This is a genomic window from Weissella cibaria KACC 11862, assembly GCF_000193635.1.
Classification (GTDB): Bacteria; Bacillota; Bacilli; order Lactobacillales; family Lactobacillaceae; genus Weissella; species Weissella cibaria.
Genome location: NZ_AEKT01000021.1, coordinates 1 through 20089, shown reverse-complemented (window position 1 = coordinate 20089; position 20089 = coordinate 1). Strand labels below are relative to the sequence as shown.

The window sequence follows — 20089 nt, the reverse complement described above, 5'->3', positions numbered from 1 at the left end:
AATGTTTACGCCTTACGCCGGAATGGCAAGTTTCCTTGTTATTGGTGTATCTGTACTGTAAAATTGACAAGGAATGTTATCCAGGTGACGAGGAAACGTCCTGATCGGCGATAGTCGATTAGTAACTGCGATAACAGACAATAGTTAATGAAATGAACGGGCCTGAACGGGCGTAGGGGGCAACCCCTGTTAATAAAAAGGGTGAAAATAATGAAGAAATTGGTTATCCATGGTGGTCGTCGCCTGAGTGGCGAAGTGACTATCGGTGGCGCAAAGAATTCAACAGTGGCATTGATTCCGGCAGCGATTCTAGCAGAAACGCCAGTGAAGTTTGATAGTGTGCCTGATATTTTAGATGTATACAACTTGCAAGTAATTTTGGAATCAATGAACGTCACGTCAACATTTAAGGGTGGCGAATTGATGATTGACCCAACTGAAATTATCGAAGCAGAGTTGCCTTCGACGGCAATTAAGTCTTTGCGCGCCTCATATTACTTTATGGGTTCTTTGCTTGGCCGTTTTGGTCGCGCAACAGTAACATTCCCTGGTGGTGATAACATTGGGCCACGACCAATTGACCAACACATTAAAGGGTTTGAAGCGCTTGGTGCGAAGGTTCGTGAAGAAAATGATACGGTCTACATCACAGCCGATGATGGACTAAAGGGCGCTCGTATTTTCTTGGATATGGTGTCAGTTGGTGCAACCATGAACATCATCTTGGCTGCTGTACATGCTGAAGGAACAACGATTCTGGAAAATGCAGCCCGCGAGCCTGAAATTATCGATTTGGCAACCTTCTTGAACAACATGGGCGCACAAATTCGTGGGGCTGGTACGGATGTCATTCGCATTACCGGTGTGCCTAAGCTAGAGTCAAAGAACACGCACACGATTATTCCTGACCGTATTGAAGCAGGGACTTATTTAGCATTGGCTGCGGCGCAAGGTGATGGGGTTTTGGTTAAGAATGTTATTCCAGAACACTTGGAATCATTTACGGCTAAAATGATTGAGATGGGTGTGCAATTGGATGTACGCGAAGATAGTATTTACGTACCAAAGTCGGAAAACTTGACGCCAATTCACATTAAGACAGCGCCATTCCCTGGCTTTGCCACTGACTTGCAACAGCCAATTACGCCATTGCTAACATTGGCTGATGGGGAAAGTGTGATTACGGAAACGATTTACCCAGAGCGCACACGCCACATTCCTGAACTACAAAAGTTAGGCGTGGCAATTGAAAACCCTGAATATGGTCAAATTACGGTTACTAAGAGTAATAACTTCCATGGGGCTAGTGTGGCTGCAGCTGAAATTCGTGCGGGTGCTTCATTGGTCACTGCTGGCCTAATGGCAGACGGCATTACAGAAGTAACTAATGCTGAGCACGTTTTGCGTGGTTACGATCACATCATCCACAAGTTGACGATGTTGAATGCAGATATTCAAATTGCGGAAGATTAATTTACGTTAATCACAGCATTTAATTTAAAAAATTTAAACCGTCTTCACGACCGGAGTGACGCGTCGTGAGGGCGGTTTTGTTATGATTCTATGAATTTTCTGCTACCGTGTTACTTGCTAATTACTTGTTAACAGGATAAGATAGATAAGTTACAAAAAGGACTGTTGCCAAAATCAAACGCAGTATGGATGCCGGATTGTGTCTAGTTTGAATTTTGTTCGTAGTTCGCGATATATAGAGCGCGATTGACTCCGCAATCGCAACTGGAGGAAATATTTTGAAGTTTTCAGAGTTGGGTCTATCACAAGACCTATTGACGGCCATTGAGAAGCATGGCTATGTAGAGGCCACGCCAATCCAGGAACAAACGATTCCTTTGACTTTGGCTGGTAAGGACGTTATCGGTCAAGCCCAAACGGGAACCGGTAAGACGGCCGCTTTCGGATTGCCAATCTTGAACATGATTGACACTGACAGCAACCAAGTACAAGCACTTGTTGTCTCACCAACACGTGAATTGGCTATTCAAACACAAGATGAGCTATTCAAGTTGGGACGCGATAAGCGTGTTAAGGTACAAGCTGTCTTTGGTGGTGCTGATATTCGCCGCCAAATCAACGGTTTGAGCCATGGTGCTCACATCGTTGTTGGAACGCCTGGTCGTTTGATCGACCACATCAACCGTGGCACGATCAACTTGTCAAACGTTAAGACTTTGGTCTTGGACGAAGCTGACGAAATGTTGAACATGGGATTCTTGGAAGACATCGAGTCTATCTTGAAGGCTGTTCCTGATCAACGTCAAACGTTGTTGTTCTCAGCAACGATGCCACCTGCTATCAAGCGTATTGGTGTGCAATTTATGACGGAACCAGAGCACATTCAAATCGCTGCCAAGGAATTGACAACTGATTTGGTTGAGCAATACTACGTTCGCGTGCGTGACTTTGAAAAGTTTGACACGTTGACGCACATCTTGGATGTACAACAACCTAAGTTGGCCATTATGTTTGGTCGTACAAAGCGTCGTGTTGACGAATTGACACGTGGTTTGGAATTGCGTGGCTTTAACGCTGCTGGTATCCACGGTGACTTGACGCAACAAAAGCGTTCACAAGTTTTGAAGCAATTTAAGAATGGTGAAATCAAGATTTTGGTTGCCACTGACGTTGCTGCTCGTGGTTTGGACGTTTCAGGTGTTGACTACGTTTACAACTTTGACATTCCACAAGATTCAGAATCATACGTTCACCGTATCGGTCGTACTGGTCGTGCCGGTGCTCACGGAACTTCTGTAACGTTCATCTCAAATGCTGAAATGGACTACTTGAAGGACATTGAAAAGTTGACGAAGAAGCGCATGTTGCCATTGAAGCCACCTACTCGTGAAGAGGCGTTGGCTGGTCGTATGTCAGTTGCAGCTGATTCAGTTGAAGCAGTTATTGCAGCAACTTCAGGATCAGTTGATTCAGAAGTTATCGATACTTTGGTTGAAAAGTACGATGCAAAGACTTTGGCTACGGCTTTGTTGGGAGCTGTTGCGAATGTTTCAGAAATGGATGCTGAATTCACGTTGTCACGTGAGCGTCCATTGCCACGTAAGCGTTCAGGCTTCGGCGGTGGTTCACGCAACGGTGGTGGATACCGTGGTGGTCGTCGCGACGGCGGTTCACGTAACGGCGGTGGATACCGTGGTCGTCGTGAAGGTGGTCGCGATGGCGAACGCGGACAACGCGAACGTCGTTCATTCGACCGCGGTGCCCGTACAGGTTCAGGTGATCGTTCACAACGTGGCCGCTCAGGCGCACCACGTCGTCAATCACGTGACTTTGTCATCAAGAATAACGATTAATAAAGAAGGCTGGTTGTATAACCGGCCTTTTTTGCGCAAAAATTTTGAATAGCAAACCGGACTTCTCAGCACAAGTTCTCTTTTTTATGCACCGTAATCGGGGTATAATGAGACAATGATTTATGGACTGGGAGGTCGATTATAATGATTATCGGACAAGGCATCGATGCACAAGTAATTAGCGATGTAACGCGTTTGGCAGAGCGTCGCCCTGAGTTTATTGATGTCGTGTTGACACCAGCAGAGCGTGAGGTGTTTGACGTACGTAAGGGTAAGCACCAAATGGAATTTTTGGCTGGCCGTTTTTCTATTAAAGAAGCGTATAGTAAAGCCATTGGTACGGGCATTGGATCTGAAGCCCACTGGCACGACATGGAAGTATTACCAAATGAAGCTGGACAACCAGTCATGGTTAAGCACCCCAAGCAAGACGAGGCGGTGGCACATATTTCAATTTCACACACAGGTGATACCGTACATAGTTCAGTAATTTTGGAATCGTTGGCGTCTTTACACCAACCGGTCAGTGAGCGTCGCCCATCTTGGTTGGAAATTTCAGCCGAGGCTTTGGCACATAATGTGGCCTACGTGCGCGAGCTGACCGAAACGAACCGGTTCTTTGCCGTTGTTAAAGCAAACGCATATGGGCATGGATTGCCACAAATTGTGACGGCAGCCAAGCGTGCTGGCGTGGATGGCTTTGCAGTGGCAACGATTGATGAAGGAGTTTGGTTGCGCCAATTTGGTGTGAAGTTACCCATTTTGATTTTGGGTGTGACGCCAGCGACTTATGTGGCTGACTTAGCAAAGTATGATTTAATTCCCGTGGTAGCCAGCGAGACATGGCTGGATGATGCGCTAAGTCAACTTAATTCCGAAGCAACCTTAACGGTATCCGTTGCAGTGGATACTGGCATGGGCCGAATTGGTATTCGCGATCGCACGGAACTCGAGCGGGTGGTTGCAAAGTTGAATGCAGCTGATAACGTTGTATTCCAAGGCATTGGCATGCACTTTGCGACAGCTGATGGGAATGATACAGTCTATTTTGAAAAGCAATTAGCCAAGTGGCACGAGTTGACAGACGAGTTGGATTTGCCAGCCGATATTTGGCGCCATTTGGCCAACTCGGGTACGTCATTGTGGCATGAGCAACCAAGTACGGACGCAGTTCGTGTTGGGGCGGCCATGTATGGATTCGATGCCTCACAGGGGGCCTTGCCAAATCGTGAGTTACAACCAGTTTTGTCATTGAAGGCTGAGTTGGTTCACGTTAAGCAGGTGCCAGCTGGGACATCAATTTCGTACGGGGCAACTTATACAACGACGGAACCAGAATGGATCGGGACAGTGCCAGTCGGGTACGCGGATGGCTATCCACGTGCTCTCCAAGGCATGGATGTTTTGCTACCAGATGGCCGTCGCGCAGAATTAGTTGGCCGAATTGCAATGGATCAATTTATGATCCGACTACCAGAAGAGATGCCGGTTGGAACGGTTGTCACGCTGATTGGTCAGGTCGGTGACGAAGAAATTACGTTAGTTGATTTGGCAAATAAGATGGATACGATTCCCTATGAAATCGCAACCGGATTGTCACCAAGATTACCACGTCATTTAGTGAAGTAGAGAGAGCGTATGGCAAGTCGACATGATATCAAACGAGGTGACATTTTCTTTGCGGATCTGTCACCTGTGGTGGGATCGGAACAAGGCGGTCAACGGCCGGTGGTGATTATTCAGAATGATGTGGGTAATCAACATGCACCAACCGTGATTGTTGCACCGATTACCGCGCAAATTGCAAAGCCTAAGATGCCGACCCACGTGGGGTTGCCGGCTGAATTAGAGGATACGGGGATTGCTCGGGATTCGGTAATTTTGCTGGAACAGATTCGAACGATTGATAAGCGCCGATTGCAAGATAAAATTGGCCTTGTCCCAGGTCACCTGGTGGCAAAATTAGATCAAGCGTTGGTCATTAGTTTAGGCTTAGTTTAGCCCCTTATTTTTCGGAATAGTTGCGAATAACTGTTAAAATAATAGCAATAAATAAAAGGAGGAGTGGTGCTCATGGAACACTTTAATGTGGGTGTTATTGGTTCAGGCCCTGCTGGTTTGTCAGCAGCCTTTCCATTGCAAGCAGCTGGTCAATCAGTTGTGATTGTCGAAGAGTATCTCTGGGGTGGTACCTGCCCTAATTATGGTTGCGATCCTAAGAAGGTCTTGTTGGCGGCTGTTGAAGCTAAGGAACAAGCAGAATGGATGCAACACACAGGCTTAATCGGTCACAATGAGATTGACTGGCCAGCCTTGATGGAACACAAGATGGCATACACGGATCCTGTGCCTGCTCGTAAGATTGCAGGCTTGGATGATGCGGGTATTACACACAAGTACGGACACGCCTACTTTGTTGATGAGCACACTGTCTCAACGGGAACGGAAACGTTCACGGCTGATAAGTGGATTATCGCAACGGGTGCGCGTCCTGCGCGTTTGTCAGTACCTGGTGATGAATTATTACACGACAATGAAGACTTCTTGAACTTGCCTAAGATGCCAGAGGAAGTGGCCTTCATCGGTGCTGGCTTTATTGCCATCGAATTTGCTGGTATTGCAGCGGCAGCGGGCGCTAAGGTACACGTTGTTGCGAAGCACGATGTTATCCTACGTGAGTTTGATCAAGATTTGACGCAAGATTTGATTGCGCAAATGGAGAGTAAGGGCATTACGTTCCACTGGAACTTTGATACCGCTGCCGTAGAAGAAACGGCGGATGGTCGCTTCGATATCGTTGCAGCAGATGGTCGTCGTGTAACAAGCGATATGCCATTTATTGCAGCTGGTCGTGCAGGTAATACAGAAGACTTGAACTTGGAAGCAGCTGGTGTTGAAGTTGCAGGTAATGGTATCAAGGTTATGGCTGATTTGCGTACAACGAACCCTAACATTTTTGCGGTAGGCGACGTTGCTGAATCACCTGTACCAAAGTTGACGCCAACTGGTGCCTATGAGGCGCGTTATGTGGCTGGCTTGTTGACTGGTACAGAGCCAGAAGAAATTTCATACCCTGCTATTCCAACGATGGTCTACGGATCACCAAAGTTGGGTCAAGTTGGTATGTCAGCTGTTGAGGCTGAAGCAAAGGGTATGCGTGTTAACTCAATTGACATGACGCCTTGGCTAGCATACTGGCGTCACAAGGAACCAATTGCTAAAGCAAAGGTTGTCTTAAACGAAAAGGGTGTCATTATCGGTGCGACTGTTTTGAGTGCTGAGGCGGATGAGTTGTTGAACTACTTCACAGTAGCCATCAACCAAAAGCAAGACAAGTGGGCAATTAAGCACAACTTGTACTCATACCCATCAATTGCATCAGATATGGGCTTCTTTGCCTAATCATATAAATAATGAAAAGCCATTGATGACTTTAAAAAGTTGTCGATGGCTTTTTCGTTTTATGGCATTTTTTTGCATCGCATCACCTTAAAATAACATTACAATGAGAACGGTGAGTTGTTCTCTCATATTTTTATTGAATTTTGCTGTCAAATAAAATAGTTTTTTATTATTTTCGGCCAGTTAAAAAAATATAAAAATATTTGTTAACCGATAATACGTATTTTTAATATGTGTTTAAGGTTGCGGGTTTATTTTAAGGTACGAAATATTTGTCATATTGACGATAAGTAAATTTAAAAAAAGTTACACAAGGAGATAGACATGAAGGAAGAACAGGATGTTCGCAAGACAAAGCCTGTGATGAAGTTTATTGGACAGACCGTATTTTATGCATTGGTTATCCTGGCTTTGATTTACCTTTATGGTTATTCAGGCTTGGGACAGGGCCACTTTATTTATAACGAATTCTAATTTGAGATTGTTTGATTTATAGAAAGAAGATTTTGAGATTATCATGCAAATTACAAACATGCTTGCAACGATTGATGACTATGCTAAGACGCAACCAGATATGGCTGTCTACAACGTCCTTGGTGACACGCACACATACGCTGATTTGAAGCGTGATTCAGATGGCTTGGCTGCCTATGTTGATTCATTGGGCTTGCCTGAGAAGTCATTGGTAATGGTATTTGGTGGCCAAGAATATGAGATGCTTGCAACCTTTGTTGGGTTGAGTAAGTCAGGTCACGCCTATGCACCAGTTGACGTGAACTCAGCTAACGAGCGTCTAACAAACATTTTGACGATTGGTGAACCTAAGTTGGTTATCGCTATCGATCCATTGCCAATCGATATTACATCAGTACCCGTTGTGACGCTGGATCAAGTGCACGAAGCGTTTGCTTCAAAGGCTGATTATGAGATGACGCACGCGGTTGCTGGTGACGACAACTACTACATCATCTTTACGTCAGGAACGACCGGTTTGCCTAAGGGTGTGCAAATTTCACACAACAACTTGTTATCATACACAAACTGGATGTTGAATACGGATGATTTTGATGTCCCAACACAACCACAAATGTTGGCACAACCACCATACTCATTCGATTTGTCAGTCATGTATTGGGCGCCAACGTTGGCAATGGGTGGTACGTTGTACGCTTTGCCAAAGCACGTCACTGAAAACTTCAAGGAATTGTTTGCGGCTTTGCCTGAATTGCCAATTCAAGTTTGGACGTCAACGCCATCATTCGCTGATATGGCTATGTTGTCAGAAGACTTTAATGCTGAAAAGATGCCAACCATTAAGTACTTCTACTTTGATGGTGAAGAATTGACGGTAAGTACGGCAGCCAAGTTGCACGAGCGCTTCCCAGAAGCCCGCATTGTGAATGCCTATGGTCCAACTGAAGCGACGGTTGCTTTGTCTGCAGTTGCGATCACACCAGCGATGATTGAAAAGGCTGAGCGTTTGCCAATCGGCTTCCCTAAGCCAGATTCACCAACTTTTGTCATGGACGAAGATGGTAACAAGTTGCCAGCTGGTGAACAAGGTGAAATCATTGTGTCTGGTCCAGCGGTTTCAAAGGGTTACTTGAACAATCCCGAGAAGACGGCAGCAGCCTTCTTTGAATTAGATGGTCAACCAGCTTACCACACGGGTGACTTGGGTTACTTTGATGAGGATGGCATGTTGCACTATGGTGGTCGTTTGGACTTCCAAATCAAGTTCAATGGTTACCGTATCGAGTTGGAAGAAGTATCACACATCTTGAACTTGTCACAATATGTTGAATCAGCGGTTGCTGTGCCACGTTATAACGATCAACACAAGGTGCAAAACTTGTTGGCCTACGTTGTGGTTAAGCCTGGTGTCCGTGAGCAATTCGAAAAGGATTTGCAATTGACTAAGGCAATTAAGGAAGATTTGCAAAATGATATGATGCCATACATGATGCCTTCACGCTTCATGTATCGTGAAGACTTGCCAATTACGCCAAATGGCAAGATTAATATTAAGGCGTTGATTGCAGAGGTTAATAACCGATGATGAACTGGTTGCAAGAGCTACCAAATTGGCAGCCATATGGCGATCCTCAGTATTTCATCTATTTGCTTGTTGCGTTAATTCCAGTTGTGGTGGCGTTACTTTTTGGTAAGCGCATTAAGTGGTACGAAGGTTTAGTATCATTAGCGTTTATTGTTTTGATGTTCGCTGGTTCCCACTGGCAACAATTTATCGCCTTAATCGGGTATATTATCTGGCAGGCTGTGATGGTCTTCGGCTATGCTAAATATCGGCAAAAGGCGGATAATAAGTGGGTATTCTATGGTGCCGTATTCTTAGATGTATTGCCACTAGCAATCGTGAAGATCACACCAGCTGTGACGATGGGGCAAAACTCATTACTTGGCTTTTTAGGAATTTCCTACTTGATGTTCCGTTCGGTCGGCATGTTGATGGAGATGCGTGATGGTGTGTTGAAGGAATTCACCTTTGGCCAATTCTTACGCTTTATGCTCTTCATGCCAACCTTGTCTTCCGGACCAATTGATCGGTTCCGTCGCTTTACGGAAGATTATGAAACGGTACCTGATCGAGATAAGTACTTGGGGATGATTGAAAAAGCGGTCCACTATTTGTTCTTAGGCTTCTTTTACAAGTTCATCTTGGCTTATATTTTTGGGACATTACTTTTGCCGGGCTTAGAGCATGAGGCACTGGTTGCTGGAGGGCTAATTAATTGGCCAACGATTGGTGTCATGTATGCGTATGGTTTCGACTTGTTCTTCGACTTTGCCGGGTACTCATTGTTCGCAGTAACCATTTCATACTTAATGGGTATTGAGACACCAATGAACTTTGATAAGCCATTTATGGCGAAAAACTTGAAGGACTTTTGGAATCGTTGGCACATGTCACTAAGTTTTTGGTTCCGTGATTTTATCTTTATGCGCCTAGTGATGGTGTTCATGCGCCACAAGGTGTTTAAGAACCGGAATGTCACGTCTGGTGTGGTTTATGTGCTTAACATGACGATCATGGGATTCTGGCACGGTGTAACTTGGTATTACATCAGCTACGGTATTTTCCACGGACTAGCCTTGGTGATTAATGATTGGTGGCTGCGTTACAAGCGTCGCCATAAGAAGCAAATTCCGCACAATAAGTTCACGGAAGGGTTTGCAATTTTCCTAACGTTTAACATTGTGATGGTTAGCTTCTTGCTGTTCTCTGGATTCTTGGACCAACTTTGGTTCCATAATCACTAGTAATGAATGAGGTATATAAAAATGGATGTAAAGACTGAAGTATTGGGAATGATTAACGATTTGTTCTTGGAAGACGTATCAGACATGATGGATGAAGATTTGTTTGATGCCGGTGTCTTGGACTCAATGGGAACGGTTGAACTTGTGCTTGAAATCGAAGCCAAGTTTAACATTAAGGTACCAGTTTCTGAAATGGGTCGTGACGACTGGAACACAGCAAACAAGATTATTGAAGGCATCAAGGAGTTGCAAAATGCTTAAGCGTTTGGGCCTGATTTTTGGTCCAGTCATCGTTGCGGTTGTTGCGGTTATAGCTGGTATTATGTTGATGCCGGAGGATAACAACAAGCACGACTATCAAGCCGAGCAGCGTGCTGCAAATGCTTTAACACCGATTGTGTTTAAGAACCAAACCCTTAAGCAACGGGCCTTAAGCGATAAGCAACACCGCTTTGTACCGTTCTTCGGTTCTAGTGAGTGGAGCCGTATGGATACGTTCCACCCATCCGTTTTGGCGGAAGGTTATCACCGCTCATACCGTCCTTTCTTATTGGGACAACGTGGGGCACAGTCATTGACACAGTACTTTGGCATGCAACAAATCACCAAGCAATTGACCAATAAGCAGGCCGTGTACGTGATTTCACCACAATGGTTTGTGAAGCAGGGTGAAGATCCAAATGCGTTTAAGTATTACTTTAACCAAGCACAAGCATTAACGTGGTTACAGCATGCTAAGGGGACCACGGCTGATCGTTATGCGGCAAAGCGTTTGTTGGCAATGAATGTCTCTTCATCACTAACTGGTTATCTACGACGTATTGCTGATGGCAAGAAGCTGACCGCAAATGATCAAGGATGGATTAGTATGAAGCTACGTTTCTTGAACCATGAGGATTCACTATTTGCTGATATGCAATTGGGAAATAATTATACGAAGCGCGTGTTACCTAAGACAGCTAACTTGCCAAAAACGTACAATGAAACAAAATTGAACGCTTTAGCTGACAAGTATGCCGCAGAGCACACGAAGTCGAACCAGTTTGGCATCGATGATAAGTTTTATCAACAACGTGTTGCCAAGCAATTGGGTAAGCTACGAGGCTCACAGCGTCAGTTTAATTATTTGCAATCACCCGAATATGGTGATTTGCAATTGGCATTGCAACAGTTTGCAGCGACACATACCAATGTGCTCTTTGTTATCCAACCAGTTAATGAAAAGTGGGCGGCATACACGGGACTTGATATGAAGATGTATGACCAGACGGTTGCGAAGATTAAGTCACAGTTAACGACACAAGGCTTTACGAATATTGCTGATTTTTCTCAATCAGGGGATAAGCAATATTTCATGCAAGATACCATCCACATGGGGTGGCGCGGTTGGCTAGCGTTTGATAAGCGGGTAAACCACTTCTTAACAACACCACAATCAACGCCAACTTATCACATGCAGGATAAGTATTATGGTCATGACTGGATGACGGCGACATCAGTGAATTAAACCAAAAGTGGTGGCGATGCGTCACCACTTTTTTTAGTAGGAGTAAGGAAATGAATCAGCGAAAATTAATGATTAGTGCGGTTGTCTTAGCAACTAGTGTCATGACAATGGTTGGCGGCGCAGCGCGACCGGTTGTGGCGGCGACGCACCACGTTAGTTGGGCCAAAAAACCATTTAGTCACGATCCAGCGATGGCCGATTTAGCAAAGCGCACGGTTGTTAAAAATAAGCTTTCAGGTAGTCTATTAGTTGTTCGTGATAATAAGCCAGTTTTGTATCAGGCGTATGGACACACTCTGACGACGCCCAATCAAGCGTTGAATGTCCAGTCGGAATACGAAATGGCTTCAATTCAGAAAAATCTAACAGCCATCATGTTGATGCGGGCGCTTGCAGACCATCATCTGACATTAGACACAACGGTTAGCCACTTTTTACCATCGCTACCAAATGCTAAAAAAATTACCATGCGTCAGTTATTGACGATGACGTCTAATTACCATTTGACGAAGGTTTCTAAGGAAGATTTGGATGAGGAGGCGTATTTGAATTTTGACATGCAACATATCCAGATTAAGCAAACGCCAAAGTGGCGTTACGAAGCTGGGAATTATGATGTGATTGCGATGATTCTCCGTCAGTTACAGGGGAAGTCGTATGATGATCAATTTAATGCGCTGTATAACCAACACCAAGGATATAATTTCCAAGGTTATGATGCATTTACGAAGTCACCGTACTATACTGAAAGTCAAAAAGAAACTGGCCAACATTATGCTGGACCGGCCATGATTTATAACCGTGAGATTGGTACCGGGGCAAAGGCGACGTCTGTCGTTAATATGTATGAATTCTTAGAAGACGAACTACATGGCAAACTGCTGTCTAAAACAGCTTGGCAAAACATGACCAAAACGAATGGTAATGAGCAATATGCCAGTGGTCTTTACCATCAAGCAGATGGATCACTCTATTTGCATGGTTTAATTCAGGGTTATGAACCAACAATTAAAACATCCCGTGATGGACACACAATGGTGATTTGGTTCAGTAATCGGATGACCCAAAAAACACACGCGAACGTGGCCTTTGCACAATTGATGTTCCGGGCGGCGACTGAATAGAGAGGAATGCTATGAAAAGATATTTGGCGGCGACGCAACAAAGTATGGCAACGTTATTGCCGGTTGTATTGGCCTTAACGTGGTTAGCGTTAGGACAACGACTTGTGTTACTGCCGGATGGCTTTTTTCCGACGGTGTTACATTACACAAAATTCGTGGGCAAGTTTGTGATGTTAAATGGGTTGATTACAAACGCACTGACCATGGGATTCCAATTAGTCGGAGTGTTAGTAGTAGCCAGAACGTTGATGACCTTGCTAAAGTCACATCTCAAAACGGAACAATTAGGGGTTTTAATTGCTTTGTCAGCCTTAATTGTGTGGCATTTGCTAGGTAACCCACAAATGATTAACTGGCTTATTTTGCCAGTATTTGTCATGTCATTGGTTTGGCCAGTACAACGTGTCAGGCCTGAATGGCGCTTTAGTATGGGCGTTGCGGTAAATGCTATCTATGCGTTGTATATTTTGGTGGTGCAGCGTTGGTGGGAATTTAGTTTGACGGCTTACTTACAACAAGTTGTCAATGGCTGGTTTGGTGATGGCCCACAACATTTGTGGTCGAGCATTGCCTGGTATGTGATGGCGGTGCTTGGTAATGGTCTTGGCTTAAATAGTCTGTCATCAGTGGTGAATCCAGATATCAGTACCACAACGGCCAACGCCAATTTGGTCGCAATGTTGCAACACCAAACCTTACCCAATCTATACAGTCTTTATCCGTTGGCACTATTTGCGTTAGTTGGGAGTGCTGGCATGTTGTTGGCCTTGTTTTTGGCGATGATGATCCGGCGCCGCATGAAACATGTGTCGATTACTTGGTTGTTGGTGTTGATACCATTATTACTAGATCAGTGGTGGCCATTAGCCTTTATGATACCGATTATGTGGCGGCCACGGCTGATGGGGCGGATGGTCGCTGTCACAATCGTGAACTTATTATTAGGGGCGCTGCTATTATTCCGCCACTTAGCACCTGCGGTTTATTGGGTGCCAAGTGGTACGCCTAACCTGTTGTTAGGTGGGCTAGCCTCTCACCAATTGGGGGCTTATGCAATTGTCATGGTTGCGATATTACTGCTAGATATTTGGCTATATTGGCAACCAGCAAAACGGATTTTAGAAGAGGTGACAGATGCGCAATGGACTTAAATGGGTAGTTACCGCGGGTATGTTCATATTACTCGTGGTGATGATTATACTGGGTTTACGATGGAGTGAGGCTAAAACCTCAACAAATCGTGCAATTTTTAATTCTAAAATGACGCCAACGATTTTAATTCCAGGGTCATCAGCATCACAAAACCGCTTTGATGGTTTGGTAAAGGAATTAAATAAAGGGGTTAATAAGCACAGCTTACTGAAAGTGACCGTGAAAGAGACCGGGGCGATGACGGTTAGCGGCAAATTGCGGGCCCGTGATCAGGCCCCCTATATGGTGGTTGCTTTTGAAAACAATCATGATGGTTATGCCAATATCAAAAAGCAAGCCGCGTGGTTTAATAAAGCGATTCTCATGCTGCAAAAGCGTTACCATTTCCGCCGGTTTCAAGCCATTGGTCACTCGAATGGGGGCCTGATTTGGACACGATATTTAGAACAGTATTATCAAGCGGAAGAACTACAAGTTAATGTCTTAATGACGATTGGGTCACCGTATAATTTTGCCGAGAAGAGCATTAACAACAAGACACAAATGTTGGCGGACTTTATTAAGCATCGGAAAGCTCTCCCAACTGATTTGACGGTGTATTCGATTTTGGGCACGGAGACGTATGATGATGATGGAATTGTTCCTGAAGAATCAGTCGAAGCCGGTAAGTATATTTTCCAAAAGCAAGTTGCCCATTATACACAAATCACGGTGACGGGGGATGACGCACAGCATTCTGATTTGCCACAGAATGATCAAATCGTGCAGCTAATCCAGCAAAACGTCTTGCCAAAGCCCATGGGAAGTGAGTTGAACCGACCTAAGTCGTAGATGTGTTGCGATTTTGCAACACGTAAATGGCTAAAAATGCGTCGTTCACAATTTCTTCACAATTATTCACATTTTAATTCACCATTTCCACTTACTATAAATAGTGTTGAAAAGTTAGTAAGTAACTTTTGAAAGGTAGTTGACGGTGGCAAACGCCAACTACTACGATCCTTAGCTGGGTAAGAGCGGCTGAGAGGGTTAAAGAGAATTGGTTGGAACAAAGCACCGGGTGGAGAGACCTGGTGCTTTTTTCGTACGATTTTTTTGGGGGAGAGTGTGTGTCGTGCTAGCGCACGAGCAACAGGCGTGGCTGGTATCCTGCGCCTTTGTTCAAAAACTCGGCAACCGAATGGCGCGGACGCCATTCAGCGGGGCAAATAATTGTCCCTAAACCCGTAAGGTCTGAATGGGCTTATCTGAATAGCGCCGGCCATGCGGCATGTTGCCGATTTTTGAACGCTCCGGATACCAGCCACGCCTGTTGCAGCAGCCAAGATGTTCTATGATGTTTAGCTTTGCCAACGTGGTACTAAATATAACGGTAGAACATAGAGGCAATCACCAACGTACCGATGTCTATCAAACAAATCGAGAATATCTTGGCTGCCGGCATGGGTGTGGGGGATTGGCGTAGCGATGACAGGTGGGGAACTCACAAGTTCGGCCGACCGCCGGTTAGATAAGGCGAACGGACCCAGACTCTTAACACAATTAGTTGGGTGCTAGCCGGTGCTCGCGCCGGCGGAGTTTCCCAACTGGCATCTTTGTCGAAGCCAATTCCCCACACCCATGCCTCGTGCGCTAGCACGACACGCCATACCATACCTTGTAATATCAATATCAAAATAGTTTTTCTGAAGGAATTGAGCGTATAATGGTTGAATTGAAATAAGGAAAGAAAGTAAGGTGAGCGATTATGCATGCAGATCAACCAGTAGAACAAGAACGACTAGATAAAGTGGTTGTTGAAATTGATCAGCAGTTGGAAGATGCGAAGGACGCATACGCACAAGCTCATTCTGAAACACGCGCCGTTGAAGGTAATTACATCGCCAATACGTCAATTAACACGTTTGAAGTCGATGATGCCATGGAAACGAATGCCGAAATTCAGCAGCAACGAAACATTGTGGCCCGTGTAACGGAAACTGAAAATATCATGCGTAAGACGGTGGATACCTTAACAATGCTACGACCAAGTCCCTATTTTGGACGTGTCGATATTGATGAAGAAGGTGACCAAGAGTCGTTGTACATTGGCTTGGCCTCGGTTCAGGATAAAAGTGGTGATTTCTTCGTGTACGATTGGCGGGCTCCGATTAGTGGTATTTACTACAACGGAACGCTGGGTAAAGTATCATATCCTACCCCAATGGGAGAGCAAGATGCTGAATTATTGAAGAAGCGTCAATTCACCATTGCAGATGCCAAAATTGTTAATATGTTTGATACGAATGAAACCGTGGGTGATGAGATGTTGCAGTATGCGCTGGGGCAACAAAATGACCTGACGATGCGCAATATCGTGGCCACAATTCAACAAGAGCAAAATCAAATTATTCGAGACACAACAAGTGACTTGCTGGTGGTGCAAGGTGTGGCAGGTTCCGGTAAAACGTCAGCTATTTTGCAACGGATTGCCTTTTTGCTATTCCACGCTCGTGAAGAACTTAATTCGGATCAAATTGTCTTGTTCTCACCTAATCGGTTGTTCTCAAGTTATATTGCCGATGTCCTGCCATCACTTGGTGAGCGCAATATGCGGCAGGTGACGCTGGCTGAGTTTTTCAGCGCACGTTTACAAGGATTGCAAGTACAAACGTTGTTCGAACGGTACGAGACAGGACAAAACGCAGTTAGTGATGCAAGTCTGCAGGTGCGAGAAGTGCTTGAGGACGCAACAATTTTGGATGCACTGACGGATTTTGTTGAGCAGCTAACGCCTACAACGCTACGTTTTGACAATATCTATTTTGAAGATGATGTCTTTTTCAGTAAGGAAGCGATGACGTTGTTGTTTGCTGAATTCTCAAGTAACTATTCAGTACGTGAGCGAATCCAAATGACCCAAAAGCGTTTGATGGAACGTTTGAATAACCGGATTGACGCTTTGGTTGATGAAGACTGGGTGCTAGAAGCACTGAATAATTTGGATGACCAACAATACCGTGACTTATTAGGTGATGAACTCGCCGAGCAAGTTGCGGAAGAAGAAGAAATGGGTGATGCGATTGATGTGGCTGCGAAGCGCTACCTCGAGCGAGAATTCCAAGTGGTTGATGATGCACTATACAATATGCACTTCTTTGATATCTATAACCAATACGGTGATTTCCTAGCTTACATGGCAAATCAACGGCCAGCGGAAGCAGAGTGGTGGCTATCAAAGCGCGATCGCTTTTTACGCGAGCTAGAGTATCACCGAATCGATTTAGAAGATGCAGCACCCATGCTCTTTTTGCGTGATTTAATTACGGGTGGTGGCACGAATAAATCGATGTTTTACGTCTTCGTTGATGAAATGCAAGACTATACCATGGCACAATTGTTGTATTTGAAGCATGCTTTCCCAGCTGCTAAATTTACGGTGTTGGGGGATGCTGAACAAGCGCTCTTCCGTGAAGTTGAGACGCCCGCAGCGTTGTTGGCCAAGTATACAGCCGCATTTAAAGCGACTAAGCCTAATTTGATCACGTTGAATAAGGCTTACCGCTCAACGCAAGAAATCATGGATTTTGCGAAAGCACTCTTGCCAGATGGTGATAACATCATGGCGTTTACGCGTCCTGGTGGCAAACCAGCCCTCTACATCACCGACACAACCGGCGTCGCTGATGAATTATGGCGTCAAGTTGATGTGTTACGCCAAGATCATAACACCGTTGCTATTTTGACCAAGACACAACCGGAAGCGGAAGCGGTGTACCGGATGCTACGCAAGTATCCTGAAAAATTCCAATTATTGCAGGCCAGTGATCGGACACGAACGTCTAACTTAGTCGTGATGCCAATATACTTAGCCAAAGGACTAGAATTTGATGCAGTGATTGGTTATGATGTGTCACAAACGAACTATCCTGATTCTGAAGCAACGGGCTTACTTTATACGTTAGCATCCCGGGCTATGCACGCTTTGACGCTCATTAGCGTTGGCCCAGTATCGAGTTTAATTCGCCAGGTGCAAGACACCTTAGAAATTCATGCCTTTGGTGAATAAGAGAATGGCCGGGAATGCTTGTTATCAGTAGGAAAAACTCTTACAATGAACAGTGACGAAATTTGATTTTAGCGGCACAATACCGCTATTAGAAAGAAGAGAAACACATGGCAGAAAAGCAAGTTTTGCTAACAGGTGACCGTCCAACTGGTAAGTTGCACATTGGACACTATGTTGGCTCATTGAAGAATCGTGTTGCGATGCAAGATTCTGGTGAATACGAACCATTTATTATGATTGCAGATAAGCAAGCGTTTACTGATAACGCTCGTGACCCTGAGAAGATTCACAACTCATTGTTGGAAGTTGCCTTGGATTATTTGGCTGTCGGTATCGATCCAAGTAAGTCAACAATTTTTGTACAATCAGCGGTACCTGAATTATCAGAGTTGACGGAATACTTTTTGAACTTGGTTTCAATTGCGCGGTTGCAACGTAATCCAACGGTGAAAACTGAAATCCAACAAAAGGGCTTCGGTGAAAGCATTCCAGCTGGCTTCTTCATTTACCCAGTTTCTCAAGCCGCTGATATTGCCTTGTTTAAGGGGCAAGTGGTACCAGTTGGGGATGACCAAGAGCCAATGTTGGAGCAAACTCGTGAGCTAGTACGTACTTTCAACAACTACTACGGTGAGGGTATTCTAGTTGAACCCCAAGGTGTGTTCCCACCTAAGGGTCAAGGGCGTATCCCTGGTTTGGATGGTAATGCCAAGATGTCAAAGTCTTTGAACAATGCTATCTATTTGAGCGATGATGAAGACACATTGTGGACGAAGGTTAAGTCAATGTACACTGATCCAGAGCACATTCGTGTCGAAGATCCTGGTCACGTTGAAGGTAACATGGTCTTTACGTACTTGGATATCTTTGACAAGGATACGGAAAAGGTTGCTGAATTGAAGGCGCAATACCAAGCCGGTGGTTTGGGTGACATGAAGATCAAGAAGTACTTGTTTGAAGTGTTGAATGCTGAGCTTGCGCCAATGCGTGAGCGTCGCGCAAAGTTTGCTGAGGATCCTGAAGCTGTCTTGAACATGCTTCGTGAAGGGTCAGATAAGGCACGCGCCAAGGCCCAAGCAACAATGCGTGAAGTCCGCGAAGCAATGGGCATCCAATACTGGGGTTAAGCCGTTGTACTGACGAATACCGTGGAGGGTATAGAAATGAGCTATTTAGCAGTCATTGACTTGGGTTCAAATTCGACCCGCATGGTTGTTGAAGAACTACAAGCAGATGGTACTTTCGCTGAGCTAAAGCGTCGTAAGTTAGACACGCGTTTAGCTGAGGGGATGGACAATAACGCGGGTGAACTGACAGAAGTCGCGATGACCCGCGTGATTGATGCTTTGATTGAATTCCAAGCAGATTACCAAACCTATGAAGATATTACGGTCGTTGGGATTGCAACGGCGGCCGTCCGCGAAGCGACCAACCAAGCTGACTTCTTGGACCAAGTCTATCGAGCAGTCGGTGTTGAAGTTCGTGTCTTAACTGGTGACCAAGAAGCCTATTACGATTATTTAGGGGCAGTATCAGCCTTGGATATTAGTGATGCGTGGTTGTTGGATACTGGTGGTGCCAGCGTTGAGTTGGTAGGTATTGAAGATCGGATGGCCGCTAATTTTATTAGCTTGCCATTTGGTGCGGTTAACTTGTCAGAAAAATTCCAATTGAATGGTGCTGGGGTAGTTGATCCATTGTTGATTACTAAGGCTAGTCAATATGTATCTGATCAATATGACCATTTGCCATGGTTGGAGGACGAGACGACATTGCCAATTATTTTGTTGGGTGGTGCAAATCGTTCACTGGCCCGTTTGGATCGTTTACGTCATGGTTTGCCAGCCGATTCAAATTTCCACGGTTATGAAATGACGACGGAATCAGTGCTCAAGACATTTGATGAAATGGCCAATATGACCCATGAAGAGCGGGCAGCCGCTTTAGGTACCGAAGCTAACCGTGCAGATATTATTATCAGCGGCTTATTGCCACTAGTTGAGTTAATCTCACGCACTGGGGCTGACAAAGTAATTTTCTCAGCTTCAGGTGTTCGTGAAGGGTTACTCCAAGAGTATCGCATGACGCTTTAAACAATAATGATTAATTAAGACCACCGTATTCATTGCGGTGGTCTTTTTTTGCGGATGTTTGTTGGGAAGGGTGTGTCGTGCTAGCACACGAGGCATGGTGGTTGGGGCGTGACTTCGCCAAAGATTTGACTGGGTAAACTCCGCCGGCACGAGCA

The 20089-nt window shown here is 45.0% G+C and carries 16 protein-coding genes; all 16 read left to right on the top strand.

The window, feature by feature from the left end; translation table 11 throughout:
- The first annotated feature begins 210 nt into the window (after positions 1–210).
- The 16 genes from ESE_RS0104690 (at position 211) to ESE_RS0104615 (ending at position 19934) form a co-directional block, all read left to right on the top strand.
- Positions 211–1473 carry a UDP-N-acetylglucosamine 1-carboxyvinyltransferase gene (locus ESE_RS0104690; RefSeq protein WP_010372040.1) on the top strand — a complete coding sequence of 421 codons (1263 nt, stop codon included), beginning with the start codon at positions 211–213 and terminating at the stop codon, positions 1471–1473.
- A gap of 278 nt (positions 1474–1751) precedes the next feature.
- Entirely contained in the window at positions 1752–3326 is a 1575-nt protein-coding gene (cshA, locus tag ESE_RS0104685; RefSeq protein WP_010372038.1) for a degradosome RNA helicase CshA, read from the top strand.
- Between the two features lie 144 nt (positions 3327–3470).
- Positions 3471–4955 carry an alanine racemase gene (gene alr, locus ESE_RS11470; protein ID WP_010372035.1) on the top strand — a complete coding sequence of 495 codons (1485 nt, stop codon included), beginning with the start codon at positions 3471–3473 and terminating at the stop codon, positions 4953–4955.
- Positions 4956–4964: 9 nt separating this feature from the next.
- The gene (locus ESE_RS0104675) at positions 4965–5327 is read left to right on the top strand and encodes a type II toxin-antitoxin system PemK/MazF family toxin (RefSeq protein ID WP_010372032.1); all 363 of its coding nucleotides are present in this window, start codon (positions 4965–4967) and stop codon (positions 5325–5327) included.
- 72 nt (positions 5328–5399) lie between these two features.
- Positions 5400–6728 (top strand): dihydrolipoyl dehydrogenase family protein, encoded by a 1329-nt coding sequence (locus ESE_RS0104670; RefSeq protein ID WP_010372029.1) that lies wholly within the window; start codon positions 5400–5402, stop codon positions 6726–6728.
- Positions 6729–7052: 324 nt separating this feature from the next.
- Entirely contained in the window at positions 7053–7202 is a 150-nt protein-coding gene (locus tag ESE_RS0104665; RefSeq protein WP_010372027.1) for a teichoic acid D-Ala incorporation-associated protein DltX, read from the top strand.
- Between the two features lie 43 nt (positions 7203–7245).
- Positions 7246–8787 carry a D-alanine--poly(phosphoribitol) ligase subunit DltA gene (gene dltA, locus ESE_RS0104660; RefSeq protein WP_010372024.1) on the top strand — a complete coding sequence of 514 codons (1542 nt, stop codon included), beginning with the start codon at positions 7246–7248 and terminating at the stop codon, positions 8785–8787.
- Positions 8784–10010: a D-alanyl-lipoteichoic acid biosynthesis protein DltB gene (dltB, locus tag ESE_RS0104655; RefSeq protein ID WP_010372022.1), complete on the top strand. Its 1227-nt coding sequence runs from the start codon at positions 8784–8786 to the stop codon at positions 10008–10010. The genes dltA and dltB overlap by 4 nt, the downstream gene beginning before the upstream one ends.
- Before the next feature lie 21 nt (positions 10011–10031).
- Positions 10032–10271, top strand: a complete 240-nt coding sequence (gene dltC / locus ESE_RS0104650) for a D-alanine--poly(phosphoribitol) ligase subunit DltC (protein ID WP_010372019.1) — start codon at positions 10032–10034, stop codon at positions 10269–10271.
- Positions 10264–11517 carry a D-alanyl-lipoteichoic acid biosynthesis protein DltD gene (gene dltD / locus ESE_RS0104645; RefSeq protein ID WP_010372016.1) on the top strand — a complete coding sequence of 418 codons (1254 nt, stop codon included), beginning with the start codon at positions 10264–10266 and terminating at the stop codon, positions 11515–11517. The genes dltC and dltD overlap by 8 nt, the downstream gene beginning before the upstream one ends.
- Before the next feature lie 50 nt (positions 11518–11567).
- Positions 11568–12641, top strand: coding sequence for a serine hydrolase domain-containing protein (locus tag ESE_RS11465; protein WP_010372014.1), 1074 nt, complete (start codon positions 11568–11570; stop codon positions 12639–12641).
- Between the two features lie 11 nt (positions 12642–12652).
- The gene (locus tag ESE_RS0104635; protein WP_010372011.1) at positions 12653–13792 is read left to right on the top strand and encodes a PTS IIC component; all 1140 of its coding nucleotides are present in this window, start codon (positions 12653–12655) and stop codon (positions 13790–13792) included.
- Positions 13776–14624 (top strand): alpha/beta hydrolase, encoded by an 849-nt coding sequence (locus tag ESE_RS0104630; RefSeq protein WP_010372008.1) that lies wholly within the window; start codon positions 13776–13778, stop codon positions 14622–14624. Before ESE_RS0104635 ends, ESE_RS0104630 begins: the two co-directional genes overlap by 17 nt.
- 916 nt (positions 14625–15540) lie before the next feature.
- The gene (gene helD / locus ESE_RS0104625) at positions 15541–17841 is read left to right on the top strand and encodes an RNA polymerase recycling motor HelD (protein WP_010372007.1); all 2301 of its coding nucleotides are present in this window, start codon (positions 15541–15543) and stop codon (positions 17839–17841) included.
- Positions 17842–17948: 107 nt separating this feature from the next.
- Positions 17949–18968 carry a tryptophan--tRNA ligase gene (gene trpS, locus ESE_RS0104620; RefSeq protein WP_010372005.1) on the top strand — a complete coding sequence of 340 codons (1020 nt, stop codon included), beginning with the start codon at positions 17949–17951 and terminating at the stop codon, positions 18966–18968.
- Between the two features lie 36 nt (positions 18969–19004).
- Positions 19005–19934, top strand: coding sequence for a Ppx/GppA phosphatase family protein (locus tag ESE_RS0104615; RefSeq protein WP_010372002.1), 930 nt, complete (start codon positions 19005–19007; stop codon positions 19932–19934).
- Positions 19935–20089: the final 155 nt, after the last annotated feature.